We start from the raw sequence: 20,174 nt of genomic DNA on the forward strand, positions 1-20,174 counted from the left end.
CTCACAAGGAAAGCTTTGCATGAACTACAAACAAGCCCTTGCCACCCTTGCCCTGCTGCTGGCTCCAGCACTGGCCTTCGCTCACCCCGGCCATGATGACAATGGTCTGGTAGCGGGCATCAGTCACCCGATTGGCGGCCTTGATCACTTGCTGGCAATGCTGGCAGTCGGCCTGTGGGCGGCGCAGCAAAAAGGCGCTGCTCGCTGGGCGCTGCCTTGCACTTTCGTGGGCACCATGCTGATCGGCGGGCTGCTGGGTTTCGAAGGCCTGAACCTGCCAGCGCTGGAAAGCGGCATCGCGGCGTCGGTGCTGGCGCTGGGTCTTGCTGTGGCACTGGCGATTCGTCCGCCCCTGTTTATGGCTGTAGGCGCTACCGCATTGTTCGCCCTGTTCCATGGCGTGGCTCACGGTCTTGAGCTGCCGGACATGTCCAGCCCGGCGGCCTACGCCATCGGTTTTGTGGCGGCAACCGCTGCCCTGCATGCTGCCGGGTATGCCGTCGTACGCTTCCTGCCGACTGCGGCTGCGCCGTTGGTGCGGATCGCGGGTGCTATCTCGGCTGCCGCGGGAGTCTGGTTACTGGCTGCTTGATACCGTACTTTTGAATTAGACGCCCCCCGTGGGAGCTGGGCTTGCCCGCGATAAAGCTGGATGCGGTTCACTTTCGATCGCGTCCAGCTTTATCGCGGGCAAGCCCGGCTCCCACAAGTAAATTGAGTCCCAACCGTATGCGTTTAGATGCGAGGGCAATTGCGGGCAAGCGCGCTCCTACAGGCTGGTACTAACTGCTACCATGTCGCGCAATTCGCCCCTGCCATGACGCCTGCCGATGCCAGATGTTTCCAGCTCCGCCATTCAGCCTGACTTGAACGCCGTTTTCGCCACCGTTCAGGCGCACTTCCTGCAAACCATTGTGCCGGTATGGCTTGGCGCTGGCTGGAATGCTCAGTTGGCGCTGCCTTATGAAGCGGTCGATGCCGCGCATCAGCCATTGCCACCACAGCGTTACCGAGCGATGGCCTGCGCCCGGCAGTTGTTCCTGTTCTCCAGCCTGATCGACCATCCATCGGTGCCCGAGGCGGCAACCCGTGCGGCAGCGCTGTTTCGCTCCCTGCAGCGGCATTTTCACGATGCCGAACACGGCGGCTGGTTCTACAGCATCGACCCGCAAGGCGCACCACTGGACCGCCGCAAGGATCTCTACACCCACGCCTTCATTATCTTTGCCTGCGCGCACTATTGGGCCAAGGTCCGCGAGCCGTTGGTAGAGTCAGTGCTCAACGCCGCGCTGGATGTCGTTGCAGAGCAATTTGCCGACGATGACGGGCTATACGAGGCGGTGCTGGCCGAAGACTGGGCAACGCTGGGCAGCGGGCCGTTGCAGAATCCGTTGATGCATCTGGCCGAGGCGTTACTGGCCACTGTCGAGGTGCGTAACGATGAGGCGACATTGGCCACGCTCAACGAGCTCGCGTCAGCGATGCAACGGCGCTTCGTAGACAGTAAAAACGGCGTGATGCTCGAGAAACCGCTAGGGGCTGTGGATAACTGGTACGAGCCGGGCCATCAGTTCGAATGGTATTTCCTGCTGGAGTCGTCCCCGCATCTGCGCGGCAGCGCCCTTCATCAGTCGCTGTGCACGGCGTTTACCCACGCCGAAGCTCAAGGTGTCGATCCGCAGACCGGCGCGGTAGCGGCTGCTCTGGCGAGCGATGGGCAGATCAAAGACGCTACGCAACGTATCTGGGCACAAGCCGAATACTTGAGAGCACTGACGCTACGGCCCGACAGCGAAGCGGCGCTGAGCAAACAGTTATCGGCGCTGCAATCGCGATTTCTGCATCCGAGCGGCTGGAATGAGTGCCTGGATGCAGATGGCCAGGTCAGCCGCAGTGATATGCCCTCAACTACGCCTTATCACCTGGCGACTTGTTATATCGGGCTGGCAAGCTATTTCCAGAGCCATCGCTGACACCACACCGTCGCGCATCAAACAGATGACCCGTAGGAGCTGCCGAAGGCTGCGATCACGGTATGTCAGGATAAATGCTTCGCAGCCTTCGGCAGCTCCTACAAAAATACGTTGCAACTGAAGGACCGGCTTTGTTTGGCAGGAGCCAACAAGTTGGCTCCTGCACATCACCTGAATCAACCGCGGTTACGATCAACCGCAAAGCCTGCCCAGGTCTGGCTGACCGGCATCAATTCCAGGCTGTTGATGTTGACGTGTGCCGGGGTGTTCATGATCCAGAAGATGGTCTCTGCGATGTCCTGCGGCTGGATGGCTTCAGCGCCTGCGTAGGTGGCGTCGTATTTGCTTTGATCACCACCGAAACGCACCAGAGAAAACTCGCTTTCACACAGGCCTGGTTCCAGGTTTGTAACCCGCACACCCGTACCGATCAGATCGTTACGCAAGTTCAGCGAGAACTGGCCAACGAATGCCTTGGTGCCGCCGTAGACGTTGCCGCCCGGGTACGGATAGTTACCCGCCACCGAACCCACGTTGACGATACTGGCGCCGCGACCGTGAGCGATCAGGCGCGACAGCAGCAGACGCGTGCTGTAGACCAGCCCCTTGATGTTGGTATCAATCATGGTGTCCCAGTCATCCAGGCTGCACTTGGGTGCAGGATCAATACCCAACGCCAGACCCGCGTTGTTGATCAGCCCCTGAATGGTTGCGAATTCGGCAGGCAGGCTTTCGATGGCTGCTTCCATGGCAGCACGGTCGCGTACATCCAGTACAAGCGTGTGTACCTTGGTCTGTTTCGACAGCTCGGCGCTGAGGGCATTGAGACGCTCTTCACGGCGGCCGGTCAGTACCAGAGACCAGCCGGCTTGTGCAAAGCGACGTGCACAGGCTTCGCCAAACCCTGAAGTAGCACCCGTAATGAACACAGTGGAAGTCATTTCATTCTCCTGAAGTACCGCACCCGCGTGCAGCCGGTTAATGTCGATAAATAAACAAGGCCAGCAGAATGCCCGCCCAGACAGGTCACGGGCAAGTCTGTGGATAAACAATCCATGCTTTGTACAAAAAACAACCAGTTCGAACCGGGCCAGGCTGGCCGTGGGTCAGACGAGGTTTTACCCACGTTATCCACAGCCAGACCCACAATAACCGTGGGCAACTCTTTTCTGCACAGGCCGCGTATTACGTGGGCTGGAGGAATGCCAAAAGCGTTTTTACCTTGACGTTCTGGCTTCCACGTGTAAAGCCAGTGAAACAAAACTGCCCGCTGAATTCTGCGGTAACACCTGTAGCCTTTATCCGCTGCTGGTTTGCGGACTCTTTCCAACGCTTGCCCACAGACTTATCCACAGGCATTAAGCTAAAGATTACTGTATGAAAAACCAGCCCACTGAACGTTGACAAACCTGCCGAAAGCAAGCTCAAAAACCACCGATCAAATTTTAACCACCAGCCTACAGGCCACGTATATAAAGGCCTACAGCCAAATGCTCCCACGTTATTCACAGGCAGTTCCACAGTAATCCTGAACAAGTCAAAAGCGTGACAAAACAAGCATTTGCAGCGGCTTTATGTCGCGGTTTGAAGCCTCGCCAAAATTGTTTTCCACAATTCGCCATGCAGTGTCTGACGGGCAACATCAGATCAACAGCAGCCCATCAGATTTCACCTCGTTCAACACGAAAAATGTCCGTACCTGGCGCACGCCAGGCAGGGCAATAATCCTCGTGTTGTGCAGATGGTTGAACGCTGGTAGATCCCGAACCCTGATCTTCATGAAGTAATCCACATCCCCAGCCACCAGCCAGCATTCCAGCACCTGCTGCAGCTCGCGGGCGGCGGCCTCGAAGGTGGCAAAGCTTTCCGGAGTGGACCGGTCGAGCACCACACCGATAAGTACGACGGTACTTTGCTGCACGGCATGAGGGTCTATCTGCGCACGCACGCTTTTAATAACGCCGTTTTCATAGAGTCGCCTGGTGTGATTCCAGCATGCAGTGGTACTCAGCCCGACCTTTTTGGCGAGGTCCGCATTGCTGATGCGCCCATCAATCTGTAACGCCCGCAGGATCTTGCGCTCCTGCACCGTCAATTCCGGCGTTTGGGACTGTTCTTTCATCGCCCGAGACCTCGTTTGCACCCGTGAAATGGATGGGGGGAATAGCCGTTATGCGCAAATCATGCCGAGCTACGAACAAACGTTCAGGAAAATGCCTGCAGGAGGAATGTTCATCCGTGACGCCGTTTTTTGATGGACGACGTTCCGATTTGAAGGCCCAAATATGTAGGAAACCCCGGCACAGTTTCAGTAGCTTAGAGCCAACAAAACCTGCACCTTCAAGCCGCCGGGAGTGCTGTAATGCTTGGGATATCCGAATCTGCAGTCTGGGTAAAAGCGCCCTCCCCGGAGGTCGGTGTGGTGATCGTCACCCGTGCCGGCCTGCCGGGTTACATCAGCGAACGTCTGCGCAGTGCGATAGACGATTGGGACCAGGTCGCTTACCTGCACGTCAAACACGCTCATGAGTTCCTGGAGGACTGGCTGCGGGCAGAGTCGGCTCAGAGCGCACCAAACCTGGACACCTCCTGCCATGCCAGTCAGTTGCTGCGCTCGGTGTCGAAAGGCTGTTATTTACTGGATATCGAAGAAAGCCCGTCGCCCCAACTCACCTGGCTGGGCTCGGTGTGCGGCCACAAATTGCATGTGGTCAGGCTTGGGGAGACAGAGTTATCGCCAGCGGCGATGGATAAGCAGGTGGAAGAGATTCTGGCGAAAGTCAGCGCCTTGGCGAAGAGCATTCTGGAAGAGCGGTTTATTGGGGTTTGATCGCGGGATTATTAAAACGCCGCAAAACTGTAGGAGCTGCCGAAGGCTGCGATCGGGGTTTCTGAAACACCACCATTCGCAGCCTTCGGCAGCTCCTACAGTTTTTTCAATCAACCATTACGGAAGATAAAGCTGTAAGCACTCAATGCAGGCACGCCGCCCAGGTGGGCATAGAGCACTTTCGAGCCTTCCGGGAATTCGCCGTTGCGGACCATTTCAATCATGCCGTGCATCGACTTGCCTTCGTACACCGGGTCAGTCAGGACGCCTTCAGTGCGAGCGCACAAGCGAATGGCTTCCAGGGTGCCTTCGTTCGGCAGACCGTATTCAGGGTAGGCGAAGCGTGTGTCGAGGATGACGTCGTCCTCGGTAATTTCCTGCCCCAGTTCCACAAGCTTCGCGGTGTTCTGAGCAATACGCAGCACCTGCGCCTTGGTCTTTTCCGGCTTGGCCGAGGCATCAATCCCGATCACTTTGCGTGCACGACCATCCGCTGCGAAACCCACCAACATGCCGGCGTGGGTGCTGCCGGTTACCGAGCAGACGACGATGTAATCAAACTTGAAACCCAGCTCTTTTTCCTGCTCCCGGACTTCTTCAGCGAAGCCCACAAAGCCCAGTCCACCGTAAGGATGTTCGGAACAACCGGCAGGAATCGGGAAAGGTTTGCCACCGCTTTCCTCGACGTCCGACATGGCTTTCTCCCAGCTCGGACGAATGCCAATGTCGAATCCCGCTGCATCCAGGCGTACATCCGCGCCCATGATGCGCGACATCTCGATGTTTCCGACCCGGTCATACACCGCGTCGGAATAGTTGACCCAGTTCTCCTGAACCAGCACGCATTTCATGCCCAGGTGCGCAGCAACCGCAGCGACCTGACGAGTCTGGTTGGATTGGATGCCGCCGATGGAAACCAGCGTATCGCAGCCCTGCTCCAGCGCTTCGGGGATCAGGTATTCGAGCTTGCGAGTCTTGTTACCGCCAAATGCCAGGCCGCTGTTGCAGTCTTCACGTTTGGCGTACAGGTCAACCTTGCCGCCCAAGTGCGCGCTTAGTCGTTTCAGGGGCGTGATGGGCGATGGACCAAACGTCAAAGGGTAGCGCTTGAACTTGCTCAGATTCATGAGAGGGCTCCTCAGTATTGAAAAAATCCAGGCACGTTTTACCGTGCTGGCGATGACTCAATGCTAAGGAACTACACAAAAAAACGGGTTGCAAAGTTGACGCTATTTTCAGCTTTAAATTAATCATAATCGTGATTAACCTAATAACGTTGCTTAATCCTTTATTCCTACGCAATAAAAGAGCGCCCTCAAAATGTCCTCAAGCCCAGACGCAACCAGCACCGACAGAATCGACCGGGCGATACTCAAAGCACTGCAAAAAGATGCTTCCATCTCCAACGTCGCGCTGGCGGAAAAGGTCAAACTCAGCGCCCCTGCGTGCTTGCGCCGGGTCGAGCGCCTGAAGCAGGCCGGGCTGATCAAGAAGATTGTGGCCGTGCTGGATTATGAGGCGCTGGATGCGGGGATGGTGGTGATCATCGGTGTCGTGCTGGATCGCTCGACCCCGGAATCATTTTCGGCCTTCGAGACGGCCGCACAGAAGATCTCGGGCTGCATGGAACTGCATGTGGTGACGGGAGAATTCGACTACCTGATGATGCTGCGCACCCGGGACAGCCAGAGCTTCAACCGACTGCACGCTGAGCAGTTGCTGTACCTGCCGGGAGTGCGTCAGATCCGCTCGTTCATGGGGCTGCGTTCGGTGCTGTCGACGACGATGATTCCGTTGTGAGCTGAAGCCGTACGACGGGATTAAAATGCGCACTCCTGTGGGAGCGAATTCATTCGCGAAGGGGGCCAACCGAAAAGAATCATCGTCTGACACACCGCTTTCGCGAATGAATTCGCTCCCACGAGTTTTCCGTTAATCGCCCACCGGCGCGGCGTCAAAGAGGCAGTCCTCCTCCCCCAATGACTCAGCGTAATACTCAGGCTGTCGCACATCCTGTGGGAGCAAATTCATTCGCGAAGGGGGCCAACCGAAAAGAGTCATCGTCTGTCACACCGCTTTCGCGAATGAATTCGCTCCCACAAGTTTTACGTTGCCCCCCCATCAGCGCGGTGTCAAAGAGGCAGTCCTCCTCCCCCAATGACTCAGCGTAATACTCAGGCTGTCGCACATCCTGTGGGAGCGAATTCATTCGCGAAGGGGGCCAACCGAAAGGAATCATCGTCTGACACACCGCTTTCGCGAATGAATTCGCTCCCACAAATTTTCCGTTAATCGCCCACCGGCGCGGTGTCAAAGAGGCAGTCTTCCTCCCCCACTGACTCAGCGTAATACTCAGGCTGTCGCACATCCTGTGGGAGCGAATTCATTCGCGAAGGGGGCCAACCGAAAAGAATCATCGTCTGACACACCGCTTTCGCGAATGAATTCGCTCCCACAAGTTTTACGTTGATCCCCCATCAGCGCGTTGTCAAAGAAACCGCGAGATAAGCATTACACCTCAATCAATGCCCACCCAGATACGCGTTACGCACCTCTTCGTTAACCAGCAACTCCTGCCCCGTGCCGCTCAGGCGGATCTCGCCGTTGACCATCACATAAGCGCGGTCCGACAGCTTGAGGGCATGGTTGGCGTTCTGCTCAACGAGGAAGATGGTCATGCCTGTCTGCGCCAGCTCGCGCAACGTCGCGAAGATCTGTTTGACGATGATCGGTGCAAGGCCAAGACTCGGCTCGTCGAGTAACAGCAACTTGGGACGACTCATCAAGGCCCGCGCGATAGCCAGCATTTGCTGCTCGCCACCGGACATGGTCATCGCACGCTGATTACGACGTTCCTTGAGCCGCGGGAACAACTCGAACATGCGCTGCATGTCTTCGGCCGAGTGTTTGTCGCCAATCGGGATGGTGCCCATCATCAGGTTTTCCTCGACTGACATGTCGGGGAATACCCGACGCCCTTCCGGCGATTGCGCAATGCCGTTGGACGCGATGTAGTGCGAAGACTTATGGGTGATGTCAGTGCCCTGATAAATGATCTGCCCACCGGCCGCACGGGGCTGACCGAAGATCGACATCAGCAGCGTGGATTTACCCGCGCCGTTGGAGCCGATCAGGCTGACCGTTTCACCTTCGTTGATGTGCAACGAGACTTTCTTCAGGGCCTGAATCGGCCCGTAAAACACATCGATCTCTTTCATTTCGAGGATCGGCTTACTCATACCAACTCCTCTTCATCAGCGCCCAGATAGGCTGCGATCACTTTCGGATCGTTGCGGATCTGCTCAGGCCCACCCGTGGCAATGACGTTGCCATGATCGAGCACCACGATATCGTCTGAAATGCCCATGACCATGCCCATGTCGTGCTCGATCAGCACAATGGTCATGTCATGTTCGTCACGCAGCAGGCGGATCATGCCGCTCAGCGCTTCGGTTTCTTGCGGGTTGAGGCCCGCTGCCGGTTCATCCAGGCAAATCACCTGCGGCCGTGTGCACATGGCACGCGCAATTTCCAGACGACGTTGCTGACCATAGGAAAGCTCGCCCGCCAGACGGTTTGCACAATCCACCAGGTCCACCACTTCGAGCCAGTAGAACGCCGTGTTGATGGCGACCTCTTCAGCTTCGCGGTAACCCTTGGTATTGAGAATGCCCGCCAACAGGCTGCGGTTGACCCACATGTGCTGAGCGACCAGCAGGTTCTCCAGCACCGACATTTCCTTGAAAAGACGAATGTTCTGGAAAGTCCGCGCCAGCCCTGCCCGGTTCACCAGATGGGTGCCGCCGAACATCTTGTAGTAGACGCGGCTGAGGAAGCTTTTCGGCGAGACAAAGTCCGTGCCTTTGAACGGCTCGCCCAACAGTTTGATGACGTTGGTGGTCTGGCCACGGGTGTGCAATTCAATACGACCACCGGTGGCTTTGTAGAAGCCGGTCAGGCAGTTGAACACAGTGGTTTTGCCTGCGCCGTTAGGGCCGATCAAGGCAAAAATCGAATTACGCCGCACTTGAATGCTGACGTCGCTGAGCGCCTTGATGCCGCCAAAGTGCATCATCAGATGCTCGACCGAAAGAATGATGTCGTTGCTCATGGCGCAACCCCCTTGCGTGGAGTAACCCCGGTACGAGAGACGCGGATCAGGCCGCGTGGTCGCCAGATCATCATCAGCACCATCAATATTCCGAACAGCAACACACGGTACTCCGCGAAGCTGCGCAGCAATTCAGGAGCGACCGTCAACACGAACGCGGCAATGACCACGCCCATTGTCGACCCCATACCGCCCAGCACCACGATGGCGAGGATCAATGCAGATTCAAAAAACGTGAACGAGGTCGGGTTGATGAAGCCTTGATAGCTGGCGAAAAACACCCCGGCCAGTCCCGCCGTCGATGCGCCGATGGTGAACGCCGAAAGTTTGACCAGCACGTGGTTCAAGCCCATCGAGCGGCAGGCGATTTCGTCTTCGCGTAGCGCCTCCCAGGCACGGCCAATCGGCATGCGGGTCAGACGATGCTTGATGTACAGCACTGCCAGGACGACCAGGAAGAGCACCGCATAGATAAAGATAAATTTGAGGTCCGAGTTGTACTCAAACCCGAAATACTCATGGATGGGCACTCCGCCGTCTTTGGCGCGACGTCCGAACTCCAGACCGAAGAAGGTCGGTGAGGGAACCGCTACGCCGTTTGGTCCGCCGGTAAACGACAGCCAGTTGTTCAACACCAGACGGATGATTTCACCAAAGCCCAGCGTCACGATGGCCAGATAATCGCCATGCATGCGCAACACAGGGAAGCCCAGTATGCAGCCGGCCAATGCTGCGGCAATGGCCGCCAATGGCAGTGCTGACCAGAACCCAAGCCCCAGATACTGATAGCCCAACGCGAGACCATAAGCACCAATGGCGTAGAACGCCACGTAACCAAGGTCAAGCAGGCCAGCCAGACCGACCACGATGTTCAGGCCAAGGCCCAGCAACACGTAGATCAACCCCAGAATGACGACCGTCAGCACGTACTTGTCGGCAAACACCGGGAAGACCATGGCGATAACGATCATGGCTGGGATGATGAAGCGCAGGCGTGATTTGTAATCCGGTGGCAGCACATGAACGCCAGAATCTGAACTCTCGAAACTCTGGGCAATAGTGACGCCCTTGGGCGTCTGCATGAATACGCTGAGCAACAGACGACCGACCATTACGACGGCAACCAGGACCGCTACGCGTGTGGGCTCCAGGTTGAAGCTATAACCGTCGAGTACCACCCCTACTATCGGACCGAAGACAATAAGCGCCAACAGTCCCGCGATCACGGCATCAATCAGGCTTTGTTTGAAGTTGATGGGTTTTATAGTTTCGGACATACGTTATACCTTCGCCACGAGTGGGCGACCCAGCAGGCCTTGAGGACGGAAAATCAGGATCAGTACCAACAGGCCGAAGCTGAACACGTCTTTGTAATCCGAGTTGATAAGACCGGAGAACTGCGACTCGGCAACCCCCAGGATCAACCCGCCGAGCATGGCACCCGGCAGCGAGCCAATACCGCCCAGCACCGCAGCGGTGAACGCCTTGATGCCGATAATGAAGCCCGCATAGAAGTCGAACGTGCCGTAGTTCATGGTGATCAACACACCGGCCAGCGCAGCCATGGCGGCACCGATGATGAACACGTAGGAAATCACCCGATCGGTATTGATCCCCAGGATCGATGCCATCTTGCGATCCTGTTGGGTCGCGCGGCACATCCTGCCCAACTTGGTGTACTTGATGATGTAAGTCAGTACGCCCATGCCAACGAACGCGGCAATCAGGATAAATATCTTGGTGAAAGTGATTTGTACAAAACCGCTGCCTACTTCAAAGCGCCACGCGCCTTCGAGCAAAGTCGGTACGCCTTGCTGACGGGCACCCTGGCTGATTTGTGCGTAGTTTTGCAGGATCAGCGAGATACCAATGGCGCTGATAAGAGGAGCAAGGCGTGTCGAGTTACGCAGTGGTTTGTAAGCCACTCGCTCAATGACAAAGCCATACACGCCGGTCACCACGATGGTGAAGATCAGCGTGCCGAGAATAAGGAAAGGGAAAGACTCCAGACCGAAAAATGACAAGACGGCCAGGCCGATGGCGGCCAGGTAAGCCGAGATCATGTACACGTCGCCGTGGGCGAAGTTGATCATGCCGATGATGCCGTAAACCATCGTGTAACCGATGGCGATCAAACCGTAGACCGACCCGAGGGTCAGACCGTTGATCATTTGCTGCAGGAAAATACCATCCATCACGCACGCTCACGAACTTGAAAGGCTAGTGATGCAGGCCCGCGGCACCCTTGTGAGATGCAACGAGCCTTCATCCAATAGCTGACAGAAGATCTTCGGGATCGCAACCTTGCGCCCCCATTACCAAGCAGCACGAGCGTTCGAAACACTCGTGCGGCTATGCACGTTGCTTACTTCTGTTTTTCAAGCTGGTGGTATTTACCGTCTTTGTCCCACTGGTAAACCACGTAGTCGGAGACTTTCAGGTCGCCTTTGGTGTCCCAGGCTTTCTCACCCATTACGGTTTTAACGGGGTGAGCCTTGAGCCACTTGCTGGCATCCTCACCCTTGTTGGACTTGGCACCGTTGAAGCCGGCAGCCAGGGCCTGAACCGAGGCGTAGGCATACAGGGTGTAGCCTTCAGGCTCGTAACCCGACTTGCGGAACTCGTCCACTACAGCCTTGCTGTCTGGCAGCACACGTGGGTCTGCACCGAAGGTCATGTAAACGCCATCGACGTATTGCGCGCCGCCAGCGGTGGTGACCAGCTCATCCGTTACGATGCCGTCATCGGACATGAACTTGACGTCTTTCAAGCCTTGCTCACGCATCTGACGAACCAGAGGACCAGCCTCCGGGTGCAGGCCGCCGAAGTAAACAACGTCAGCGCCTACCGAGCGGATTTTGGTGACCAGAGCACTGAAGTCTTTCTCGCCACGGGTCAGGCCTTCTTCAAGCACTGGTTTAACGCCGCGAGTAGTCAGTTGCTTGGCAGTGGCATCAGCCAGGCCTTTACCGTAGGTGTCCTTGTCGTTGATGACGGCGATTTTCTTGCCTTTCAAAACATCAACGATGTAATCGCCAGCCACAATGCCTTGCTGGTCGTCACGACCACACATACGGAACATCGCACTCAAGCCGCGCTCGGTAACAGTCGGGTTGGTCGACCCCGGAGTAATCGCGATGATGCCAGCCTCGTCATACACTTCCGACGCTGGAATGGTCGAGGACGAGCAGAAGTGACCGACAACACCAGCTACCTTGTCAGAAGCCGCTTTGTTAGCGACCGCGACGGCTTGCTTTGGCTCACAAGCGTCGTCATAGGCGGTCAGTACGATCTTTTCCCCGTTAACCCCGCCCGCCTTGTTGATCGCGTCGGCAGCTGCCTGAGCGCCTTTCATGTATTGCTGACCAAACGATGCGTTGGCGCCAGTCATTGGCCCCGCGACGCCGATTTTTACATCAGCCTGAGCAAACGAAGACACGCCGAATGCAGTAGCGACTGCAATTGCAAGAAAGCCTTTTCTGTAAAACGTCTGCGACATGAGTGGTGCTCCTGAGATTTTTTTGATTAGCACTGCAACTACAGAGTTGCTCTGAGCAAGTGGCGTGCCATTCGTTTTTTATTCTGATGAAACTCATGAACTTGTTGCGTTCAGCCCAGCTAGAGCCTTTGCCCAAAGGGCATGCAACCCTCTACATCAAGCGATGTGCAACCTTTAAGCAAAAAGGTGCAACCACTGGCAAAATAAGTAGCAACCTACGCATCCAGCCACGTACAACCCTGCTGTAACAGCATGCGTCACCGAACTGCACACACCCGGTGCGTTGGCGCTACGGGACGCACCATATGAGGTTAGTGGAGGTTTTGCGACTTGAGTAGTTTCGCCAACAACACTTTACAACGGCGGGCAGCGCTCCGTTTTAGCTGGGAGAGCGGTATTTGCGCCGACGAAAATTTAGCGAATGTACCGACGCCCTCCCGGCTGAAGCCGGTCCTACGAGATTACGCAGCCCCCGTGGGAGCGAATTTATTCGCGAAGACTGCCTGACAGACGAAAAATTTCTATCGAATATACAGGCCCCTTCGCGAATAAATTCGCTCCCACAGAGTACTCATTCACCTGTTGAAGCCGGCGGGGCAGTCGAGATAGATGCCACCCGCCCGCGCCAGCCGAACAGACATCAATCGAACGTAATGCCCTGCGCCAGTGGCAGTTCCAGCGAGTAATTCACGGTCGCGGTCTGGCGACGCATGTAGCCGCGCCACGAATCGGAACCGGACTCGCGACCGCCGCCGGTCTCTTTTTCGCCACCGAACGCGCCACCGATTTCCGCGCCGCTTGGGCCGATGTTGACGTTGGCAATCCCGCAGTCACTGCCCAGCGCCGACATGAACTGCTCGGCTTCGCGCACATCCGTGGTGAAAATGCACGACGACAAGCCCTGTGGCACAGCGTTGTTCAAACGCAGTGCTTCGTTGAAATCTTCATAACCCACGACGTACAGAATCGGCGCGAAGGTTTCGGTGCAGACCACGTCGCTCTGCTCTGGCATCTCAACGATGGCCGGAGAAACGTAGTAGCCGTTCGGGAATTTATCTTCCAGTTGGCGCTTGCCGCCAAACACCTTGCCGCCTTCGCTCGTTGCCTGCGCCAGCGCATCCTGCATCGCCTGATAGCTATGTTTGTCGATCAACGGACCGATCAGATTGCCTTCCAGCGGGTGGCCAATACGGATTTTTTCGTAGGCAGTTTTCAGACGCGAGACGATCTCGGCCTTCACCGACTCATGAGCGATCAGGCGACGCAGGCTCGTGCAGCGCTGTCCGGCAGTACCCACGGCACTGAACAGGATGGCGCGTACGGCCAGATCCAGGTCAGCTGTCGGGCTGAGGATCATGGCGTTGTTACCGCCCAGTTCGAGGATGCTGCGAGCGAAACGGGCGGCCACTTTCGGAGCCACTTCACGCCCCATTCGGGTGCTTCCGGTTGCACTGATCAGAGCCACACGCGGATCATCGACCAGCGCTTCACCCGCATCACGACCACCGATGATCACTTGAGCCAGATACTCCGGCGCATCGGCAAAGTCAGCCGCGACCTTGTCGAACAGCGCCTGGCAGGCCAAGCCGGTCAACGGTGTTTTTTCCGAGGGTTTCCAGATCACCGAGTTGCCGCACACCAGCGCCAGCGCGGTGTTCCACGACCAGACTGCGACCGGGAAGTTGAATGCGCTGATCACACCGACCACACCCAGCGGATGCCAGGTTTCACGCATGTGGTGACCAGGACGCTCAGAGGCGATGGTCAAGCCGTACAACTGGCGGGACAAGCCGACAGCGAAGTCGCAGATGTCGATCATCTCCTGCACTTCACCCAGACCTTCCTGCGTAATCTTGCCAGCCTCCCAGGAGACCAGCTCGCCCAGATCAGCCTTGTGCTTGCGCAGCGCTTCGCCGAACAGGCGGATCAACTCGCCGCGACGTGGAGCCGGCACTTTGCGCCAGGCCTGGAACGCTGCATCGGCGCGCGTAACCTGCTGCTCGACCTCGGCAGCGCCTTCCCAGCTCACTGCGCCGATGCGACTGCCATCAATGGGGGTATGAACAGGCTGGTCGCCCTTTTGATATTTCGCGGGGTCGACACCGAGGCGGTTTAGCAGGTCGGTAAGCATGTTCTCTCCTGAATTCGGGAATGCTGAAATAACGGTAAATCTTCAGGCTCTAGTAATAACTGGCCTTAACGCCATCAACAAACGACCATTAGGCGAGATATCATTCCTTTTATTCATGCTCCCAGAGATGGAGCCGCCTCTGGATCGAAAAAGGCCCGAACAATGCTCAACAGACGTCACCTGCCATCGATTACAGCGCTGCAATGCTTCGAAGCGGTCACCCGGCATTTGAGCTTTACCCGTGCCGCTGAAGAGCTGAACCTCACGCAAAGTGCGGTCAGCAAGCAAGTGGCGCAGCTAGAGGAATTGGTCCAGCACTTGCTCTTTCGCCGGGTGCGTCGCCGCTTGCAACTGACCCCGGCCGGCGCGTTGTACCTGGGCGAAGTGCGCAAGATTCTCAGCCAGATGGAGATGTCCACGCACTTCCTGCGCTCCTACGGCGGCGAGACCGAGGTGCTGCGGGTTTCCACCCCCTCGACTTTCGGCGCCCGTTGGCTGGTGCCGCGCCTCAAAGGCTGGCGCCTGCGTCATCCGCATATCCACCTGGATGTGGTCAACGAGCAGGAAACTGATGACCTGATTCAAAGCCGCTGCGATTTCACGTTTTACTTCGGCCAGGGCGCACGGCCGGGCGCAGAGAGTATTCGGTTGTTTGGTGAAGAATTGGTGCCAGTCTGCGCACCGGGCGCACTACCCGCCACACCGTTTACCGAGCCGACGCAATTGGCCGATCTGGTCCTGCTGCAAAACGCCAATCGCCCGCAAGGCTGGCATGACTGGTTCGACAGTCAGGGTTATCACACCGAACACAGCTACCACGGCCCACGCTTTGAAACGTTCTACATGTGCATTCGCGCAGCGCAGGTTGGCTGCGGCGTCGCCCTGCTGCCGCGCTTTCTGGTGGAAGAAGAACTGGCCGACGGCAAGCTGGTCATCCCATGGCAACACGCCTTGCCAAGCAGCGACGCGTATTACATGGCCTACCCGGAACACGCCGCAGAAGTGCCGAAAATCAGGGATTTTGCCCAGTGGATGCTGGAGCAGCTAGAGGCGGAATAAACGCGGTTTCGCTAGAAGATCGCCCAGCGCTCCTGACACAGCGCTTTCTTGCGGCAAAATTTTTATCTGTAGGAGCTGCCGAAGGCTGCGATGGCGGTATGTCATAAGAAATGCTTCGCAGCCTGCGGCAGCTCCACAGAAAGCACATTTCAATTCAGTGATTTGCATTTTGTTTGATCGAAGTGAGCGATCTCGCCTGAACCTCTGCAATCCCCACCAAATCCTGACGCCAGCATTACGGCTGCTTCCACCAGCCAAATAGTTTTTTATAGCTGTGTGCCAACCCGCGTTAAACCTATATTCCAGCAACCCTGGGTAGAAGCCTTCGCGCCTGCGTGTCGATCGCTACGTCGTTTCCCTGACTTGGTCCCCTGACAGGTTATGACGCTATGGCGACAGCTAACATTGCAAGCGCGAGAGCATGGTCCTGGCTGACCGACCAACAGTTGACGGCACTGCTGCTACTGCCCGTGGCACTGCTCACGCTGATCATCATGATCAACAACCACGGCATGTTTATTTACACGCTGGATGACCCGTACATCCACATTGCTCTGGCCAAGCAGATATTCAGCGGTCATTACGGCATTAACGCCTCAGAGTTTTCGGCACCTTCCTCCAGCATCTTATGGCCGTTCATCCTTGCCCCGTTTGCGATGTTCGGCGATGCAATGGCCTATGCGCCGTTCGCCTTGAACCTGATCTTCGCGTACCTGACGCTTTCACTGTTCAGCAAAGTGCTGGTGGACATCAGTCCGCTCAGCAAGCTGATTATCCTGGGCGGTTTCTGCTTGGCGACCAACTTCTACGGGCTGATTTTTACCGGGATGGAGCACTCGCTGCAGATCTACCTCGTGAGCCTGATTGCGTGCGGCGTGTTGAACAAAGAGTTCGGTGCCATCGCCGCTCCCCCCAAAACGGTTTACCTTGCGTTGATACTGCTGCCACTGACCCGTTATGAAGGGCTCGCGGTATCGATCCCAGTCCTGGCGTATCTGTTTTATCTAGGCGAGCGCCGGACAGCGGTGATCAGCACGGCAATCATGCTGGCTCTGGTGATCGGGTTTTCACTGTTTCTCAATCATCTTGGCCTTGGCTACATTCCCTCCTCCGTGATTGCCAAGACCAATATGGCCGGGCTGCCTGCGCTGATTTTCAACATCATCAGCCAGAGCGACAAATATGGCTGGGTCATCCTCGCCCAGCTGTTTATCTGCGTGCTGTACTTCGACAGAAAGCCGCTGATTCTGATGCTGATCAGCGTGACAGTGCTGCACACGATGTTCGGTCGATGGGGCTGGTTCGGGCGCTACGAAGTGTATTGGCTGGTCTTCGTCGGGGTGTTCGTATTGCACGCTTGCCGCTCGTGCATGCGCGAACGCCACATGGCAGCACTGTTCGCCATGCTACCGGTAGCTTTTGCGACGCTGGTCAACTCCACGCTAAGCGTGCCGCTGGCCTCTGCCGCCATCTACAACCAGCAATATTCCACCTCAATGATCGTCCATGACCTGCATGAGCCGGTTGCTGTAAACGACCTAGGGCTAGTGGCGCTGCACGGCGATCAGTACATACTCGATCTGTGGGGGCTGGGCAGCATCCAGGCACTGAACTACCGCAAGACTGAAACCGGCGTGGACTGGATGACCGCGCTGATGAAAGAGAAAGGCGTTCATTACGCGTTTGTCTACGCAGAATGGTTTCCCGAAATCCCCAAGAACTGGATTGAAGTGGCGGAAATGAGGCTGACCATTCCCAAATCCTCCACGGCTTCGAAAAGCGTTTTCTATTATGCGACGGACGACGAATCAGCCAAAAAGCTCAAGACGGTCATGGAGCGGTTTCGCGATCAGACGCCCAATGGCAAATTCACCCTGAATTTTCCGGTGGTTGCGGCGGTGCACTGACATACGTTACCCATGAGTTGTAGGAACTGCCCCGGTGTTGTCTCGCGGCGAACATAGGAACTGTAGGAGCTGTCGAAGGCTGCGATCGCGGTGTGTCAGGATAAATGCTTCGCAGCCTTCGGCAGCTCCTGCAGGTTTTCGTGTTTCTGCAGCCGTTGACGGTGTTTACGACGGCGACGTTGCGATTTGGATGAATCGACGCCCCTCAGCCTTCAGCCGCCAACTCCCCCTACCAAAGAAAACTGCCCCTATCCCGCCTCGGCTGGCATTATGTCGGTCATAAAGCTCAATGGACGCTCGATGGCTCTGCCACGGGACGCCCGTGACTATCTGATTCATTTCGTTTGGCCGCGTCTGGCGGCCGGTCCTGCTGGAGCGACCCAATGAGCGAGAGCGCTTTTTCCAATCGCATCGTGCAAAACCTGCTCGACACCGACCTGTACAAATTGAGCATGATGCAGGCGGTGTTGCACAACTACCCCAACGTCGACGTTGAGTGGGAGTTTCGCTGCCGCAACGGTGAGGACCTGCGTCCCTATCTCGGTGAAATCCAGCACCAGATCAAGCAGCTCTGTGATTTATCACTGAGCGCCCAAGAGCTGAGTTTTCTGGAGCGGATCAACTTCATGAAGCCGGATTTCCTGCGGTTTCTCGGGCTGTTCCGTTTCAATACGCGATACGTGAAAACCACCATCGAAAATGATGAGCTGCGCATTCGCCTGCAGGGTCCATGGCTGCACGTGATCCTGTTTGAAGTCCCGGTACTGGCGATTGTCAGTGAAGTACGCAACCGCCATCGTCATCCTGAAATTTTGCTCAGCCAGGCTCGCGATCAGCTGTATCGCAAGTTCGACTGGCTGTCCGCCAATGCCGACGCTGACGAACTGGCACAACTCAAAGTCGCAGACTTCGGCACCCGCCGACGCTTCTCTTACCGCGTTCAGGAAGAGGTCGTTGATGTCCTCAAGCGTGACTTCCCAGGGCAGTTCGTCGGCACCAGCAATGTGCAACTGGCACGCAAATTCGACCTGAAACCGCTAGGCACCATGGCCCATGAATGGATCATGGCCCATCAGCAACTCGGTCCACGCCTGATCGACAGTCAAAGCGCCGCGCTTGATTGCTGGGTGCATGAATACCGGGGTCTGCTGGGTATTGCCCTGACTGACTGCATCACCACCGATGCTTTCCTGCGGGATTTCGATCTGTATTTCGCCAAACTGTTTGATGGCCTGCGCCATGACTCCGGTGATCCGGTGAAGTGGGCCGAAAAATGCATCACGCATTACCAGAAGCTCGGCATTGATCCGATGAGCAAGACGCTGGTGTTCTCCGACGGCCTGACGCTGCCCAAGGCGCTGGAAATATTTCGTGCGCTGCGCGGTCGTATCAATGTCAGCTTCGGCATCGGCACTAACCTGACCGCAGATATACCGGGCGTCGAACCCATGAGTATCGTCCTGAAAATGACCGCCTGTGCCGGACAGCCCGTTGCGAAAATCTCCGACGAGCCCGGCAAGACGCAATGCAAGGACCCCAATTTTGTCTCGTACCTGCGACATGTGTTCAAAGTGGCGGATTAATCCGCAAACAGAATCCGTCGCCACCATCCTTAACAAGGAGTGAATCATGCAAGCCGTACAGCTCCAGATCGCTGAGCAGCTCAAGGTGCAACCGCCTTTCGCCGACGAAAACGCACTTCAGGCCGAGGTCGCCCGACGTATCGTTTTCATTCAGGACTGCCTGACCAACGCCCGCCTCAAGACGCTGGTTTTGGGTATCAGCGGCGGTGTGGATTCACTGACCGCCGGGCTGCTCGCTCAGCGCGCCGTTGAAGAGCTGCGCAGCAGCACCGGCGACGACAGCTACCGCTTCATTGCCGTGCGTCTGCCTTATCTCGTGCAACATGACGAGCATGAAGCTCAGGCTTCGGTTGACTTCATCAACCCGGACATTCGCCACACGGTCAACATCGGCGGCGCGGTCAAGGCAATGGCAAGCGAGATCAAGGCGTTCGAGGGGCAACATGCAAGCGCCGTGGACTTCGTACTGGGCAACACCAAGGCGCGCATGCGCATGGTTGCGCAGTACACCATCGCGGGCGCACATCAAGGCTTGGTGATTGGTACCGACCATGCAGCGGAAGCGGTAATGGGTTTCTTCACCAAATTCGGTGACGGTGCCTGCGATCTCGCGCCGCTGAGCGGGCTCGTCAAGAATCAGGTTCGGGCCATTGCCCGGCACTTCGGTGCGCCGGAATCGCTGGTCGAGAAAGTGCCGACTGCGGACCTGGAAGACTTGATGCCCGGTAAACCGGACGAAGCGTCACATGGCGTGACCTACGCCGAAATCGACGCCTTCCTGCATGGCGAGCCAGTCCGAGAGGAAGCGTTCAAGATCATCTGTGACACCTACGCCAAGACCCAGCACAAGCGGGAACTGCCGTATGCGCCTTGATGTAGATTAGGTTCCTGTAGGAGTGAACTTGTTCGCGAAGCGTTTCACCTGACACATCGCCTCGCCAACAAGTTAGCTCCTATCAAACAGCATGCAATCTACTGGATTGAAATGCATTTTCTGTAGGAGCTGCCGAAGGCTGCGAAGCGTTTCTCCTGATACACCGCGATCGCAGCCTTCGGCAGCTCCTACAGATCCCATGTTTGC

Annotated in this window: 17 protein-coding genes; 8 read left to right on the plus strand and 9 right to left on the minus strand. The window is 56.6% G+C overall.

Translation table 11 applies throughout. The features are described 5' to 3' along the window. Positions 1 to 19: 19 nt before the first annotated feature. A complete protein-coding gene (locus EE949_RS04180) occupies positions 20 to 592 on the plus strand; it encodes a HupE/UreJ family protein (RefSeq protein WP_122663117.1) in 573 nt (190 codons plus the stop codon). A 238-nt stretch (positions 593 to 830) separates the two neighbouring features. Continuing rightward, positions 831 to 1,973, plus strand: coding sequence for an AGE family epimerase/isomerase (locus tag EE949_RS04185; protein WP_122663118.1), 1,143 nt, complete (start codon positions 831 to 833; stop codon positions 1,971 to 1,973). A gap of 176 nt (positions 1,974 to 2,149) precedes the next feature. Here EE949_RS04185 and EE949_RS04190 read toward each other — a convergent pair whose 3' ends face one another. Then, positions 2,150 to 2,914, minus strand: coding sequence for an SDR family oxidoreductase (locus tag EE949_RS04190; protein WP_095101903.1), 765 nt, complete (start codon positions 2,912 to 2,914; stop codon positions 2,150 to 2,152). Between the two features lie 701 nt (positions 2,915 to 3,615). Beyond that, on the minus strand, positions 3,616 to 4,095 hold the full coding sequence (locus EE949_RS04200; protein ID WP_122663119.1) for an Lrp/AsnC family transcriptional regulator: 480 nt from the start codon (positions 4,093 to 4,095) through the stop codon (positions 3,616 to 3,618). 240 nt (positions 4,096 to 4,335) lie between these two features. Between EE949_RS04200 and EE949_RS04205 the strand changes: the two genes are divergently transcribed. After that, positions 4,336 to 4,803, plus strand: a complete 468-nt coding sequence (locus tag EE949_RS04205; RefSeq protein ID WP_122663120.1) for a transketolase — start codon at positions 4,336 to 4,338, stop codon at positions 4,801 to 4,803. A 110-nt stretch (positions 4,804 to 4,913) separates the two neighbouring features. Here EE949_RS04205 and EE949_RS04210 read toward each other — a convergent pair whose 3' ends face one another. Then, a complete protein-coding gene (locus EE949_RS04210; protein WP_122663121.1) occupies positions 4,914 to 5,930 on the minus strand; it encodes a 1-aminocyclopropane-1-carboxylate deaminase in 1,017 nt (338 codons plus the stop codon). Positions 5,931 to 6,123: 193 nt separating this feature from the next. Between EE949_RS04210 and EE949_RS04215 the strand changes: the two genes are divergently transcribed. Beyond that, positions 6,124 to 6,603: an Lrp/AsnC family transcriptional regulator gene (locus EE949_RS04215; RefSeq protein ID WP_122663122.1), complete on the plus strand. Its 480-nt coding sequence runs from the start codon at positions 6,124 to 6,126 to the stop codon at positions 6,601 to 6,603. Between the two features lie 722 nt (positions 6,604 to 7,325). On the opposite strand, the gene EE949_RS04225 is transcribed toward EE949_RS04215, so the two are convergent. From EE949_RS04225 to amaB, 6 genes are all read right to left on the minus strand, one after another. Further along, the gene (locus EE949_RS04225) at positions 7,326 to 8,042 is read right to left on the minus strand and encodes an ABC transporter ATP-binding protein (protein WP_122663124.1); all 717 of its coding nucleotides are present in this window, start codon (positions 8,040 to 8,042) and stop codon (positions 7,326 to 7,328) included. Next, on the minus strand, positions 8,039 to 8,914 hold the full coding sequence (locus EE949_RS04230; RefSeq protein ID WP_122663125.1) for an ABC transporter ATP-binding protein: 876 nt from the start codon (positions 8,912 to 8,914) through the stop codon (positions 8,039 to 8,041). The genes EE949_RS04225 and EE949_RS04230 overlap by 4 nt, the downstream gene beginning before the upstream one ends. Continuing rightward, positions 8,911 to 10,191, minus strand: a complete 1,281-nt coding sequence (gene livM, locus EE949_RS04235; protein WP_122663126.1) for a high-affinity branched-chain amino acid ABC transporter permease LivM — start codon at positions 10,189 to 10,191, stop codon at positions 8,911 to 8,913. The genes EE949_RS04230 and livM overlap by 4 nt, the downstream gene beginning before the upstream one ends. A gap of 3 nt (positions 10,192 to 10,194) precedes the next feature. Next, complete coding sequence (locus EE949_RS04240; RefSeq protein WP_122663127.1) at positions 10,195 to 11,109, minus strand: ABC transporter permease subunit; 915 nt, start codon at positions 11,107 to 11,109, stop codon at positions 10,195 to 10,197. A gap of 170 nt (positions 11,110 to 11,279) precedes the next feature. Beyond that, entirely contained in the window at positions 11,280 to 12,413 is a 1,134-nt protein-coding gene (locus tag EE949_RS04245) for a branched-chain amino acid ABC transporter substrate-binding protein (protein ID WP_122663128.1), read from the minus strand. A gap of 640 nt (positions 12,414 to 13,053) precedes the next feature. Continuing rightward, positions 13,054 to 14,544: an L-piperidine-6-carboxylate dehydrogenase gene (gene amaB / locus EE949_RS04250; RefSeq protein ID WP_122663129.1), complete on the minus strand. Its 1,491-nt coding sequence runs from the start codon at positions 14,542 to 14,544 to the stop codon at positions 13,054 to 13,056. Between the two features lie 162 nt (positions 14,545 to 14,706). Here amaB and EE949_RS04255 point away from each other — a divergent pair, with 162 nt between their 5' ends. The 4 genes from EE949_RS04255 to nadE all read left to right on the plus strand — a co-directional run bounded on the left by EE949_RS04255 (position 14,707) and on the right by nadE (position 19,967). Then, the gene (locus EE949_RS04255) at positions 14,707 to 15,603 is read left to right on the plus strand and encodes a LysR family transcriptional regulator (RefSeq protein WP_122663130.1); all 897 of its coding nucleotides are present in this window, start codon (positions 14,707 to 14,709) and stop codon (positions 15,601 to 15,603) included. A gap of 389 nt (positions 15,604 to 15,992) precedes the next feature. Next, complete coding sequence (locus EE949_RS04260; RefSeq protein ID WP_122663131.1) at positions 15,993 to 17,510, plus strand: hypothetical protein; 1,518 nt, start codon at positions 15,993 to 15,995, stop codon at positions 17,508 to 17,510. A gap of 383 nt (positions 17,511 to 17,893) precedes the next feature. Beyond that, on the plus strand, positions 17,894 to 19,093 hold the full coding sequence (gene pncB / locus EE949_RS04265) for a nicotinate phosphoribosyltransferase (RefSeq protein WP_122663132.1): 1,200 nt from the start codon (positions 17,894 to 17,896) through the stop codon (positions 19,091 to 19,093). 46 nt (positions 19,094 to 19,139) lie between these two features. Continuing rightward, positions 19,140 to 19,967 (plus strand): ammonia-dependent NAD(+) synthetase, encoded by an 828-nt coding sequence (gene nadE, locus EE949_RS04270; protein ID WP_122663133.1) that lies wholly within the window; start codon positions 19,140 to 19,142, stop codon positions 19,965 to 19,967. Positions 19,968 to 20,174 lie beyond the last annotated feature (207 nt).

Source organism: Pseudomonas viridiflava (assembly GCF_900602065.1).
Classification (GTDB): domain Bacteria; phylum Pseudomonadota; class Gammaproteobacteria; order Pseudomonadales; family Pseudomonadaceae; genus Aquipseudomonas.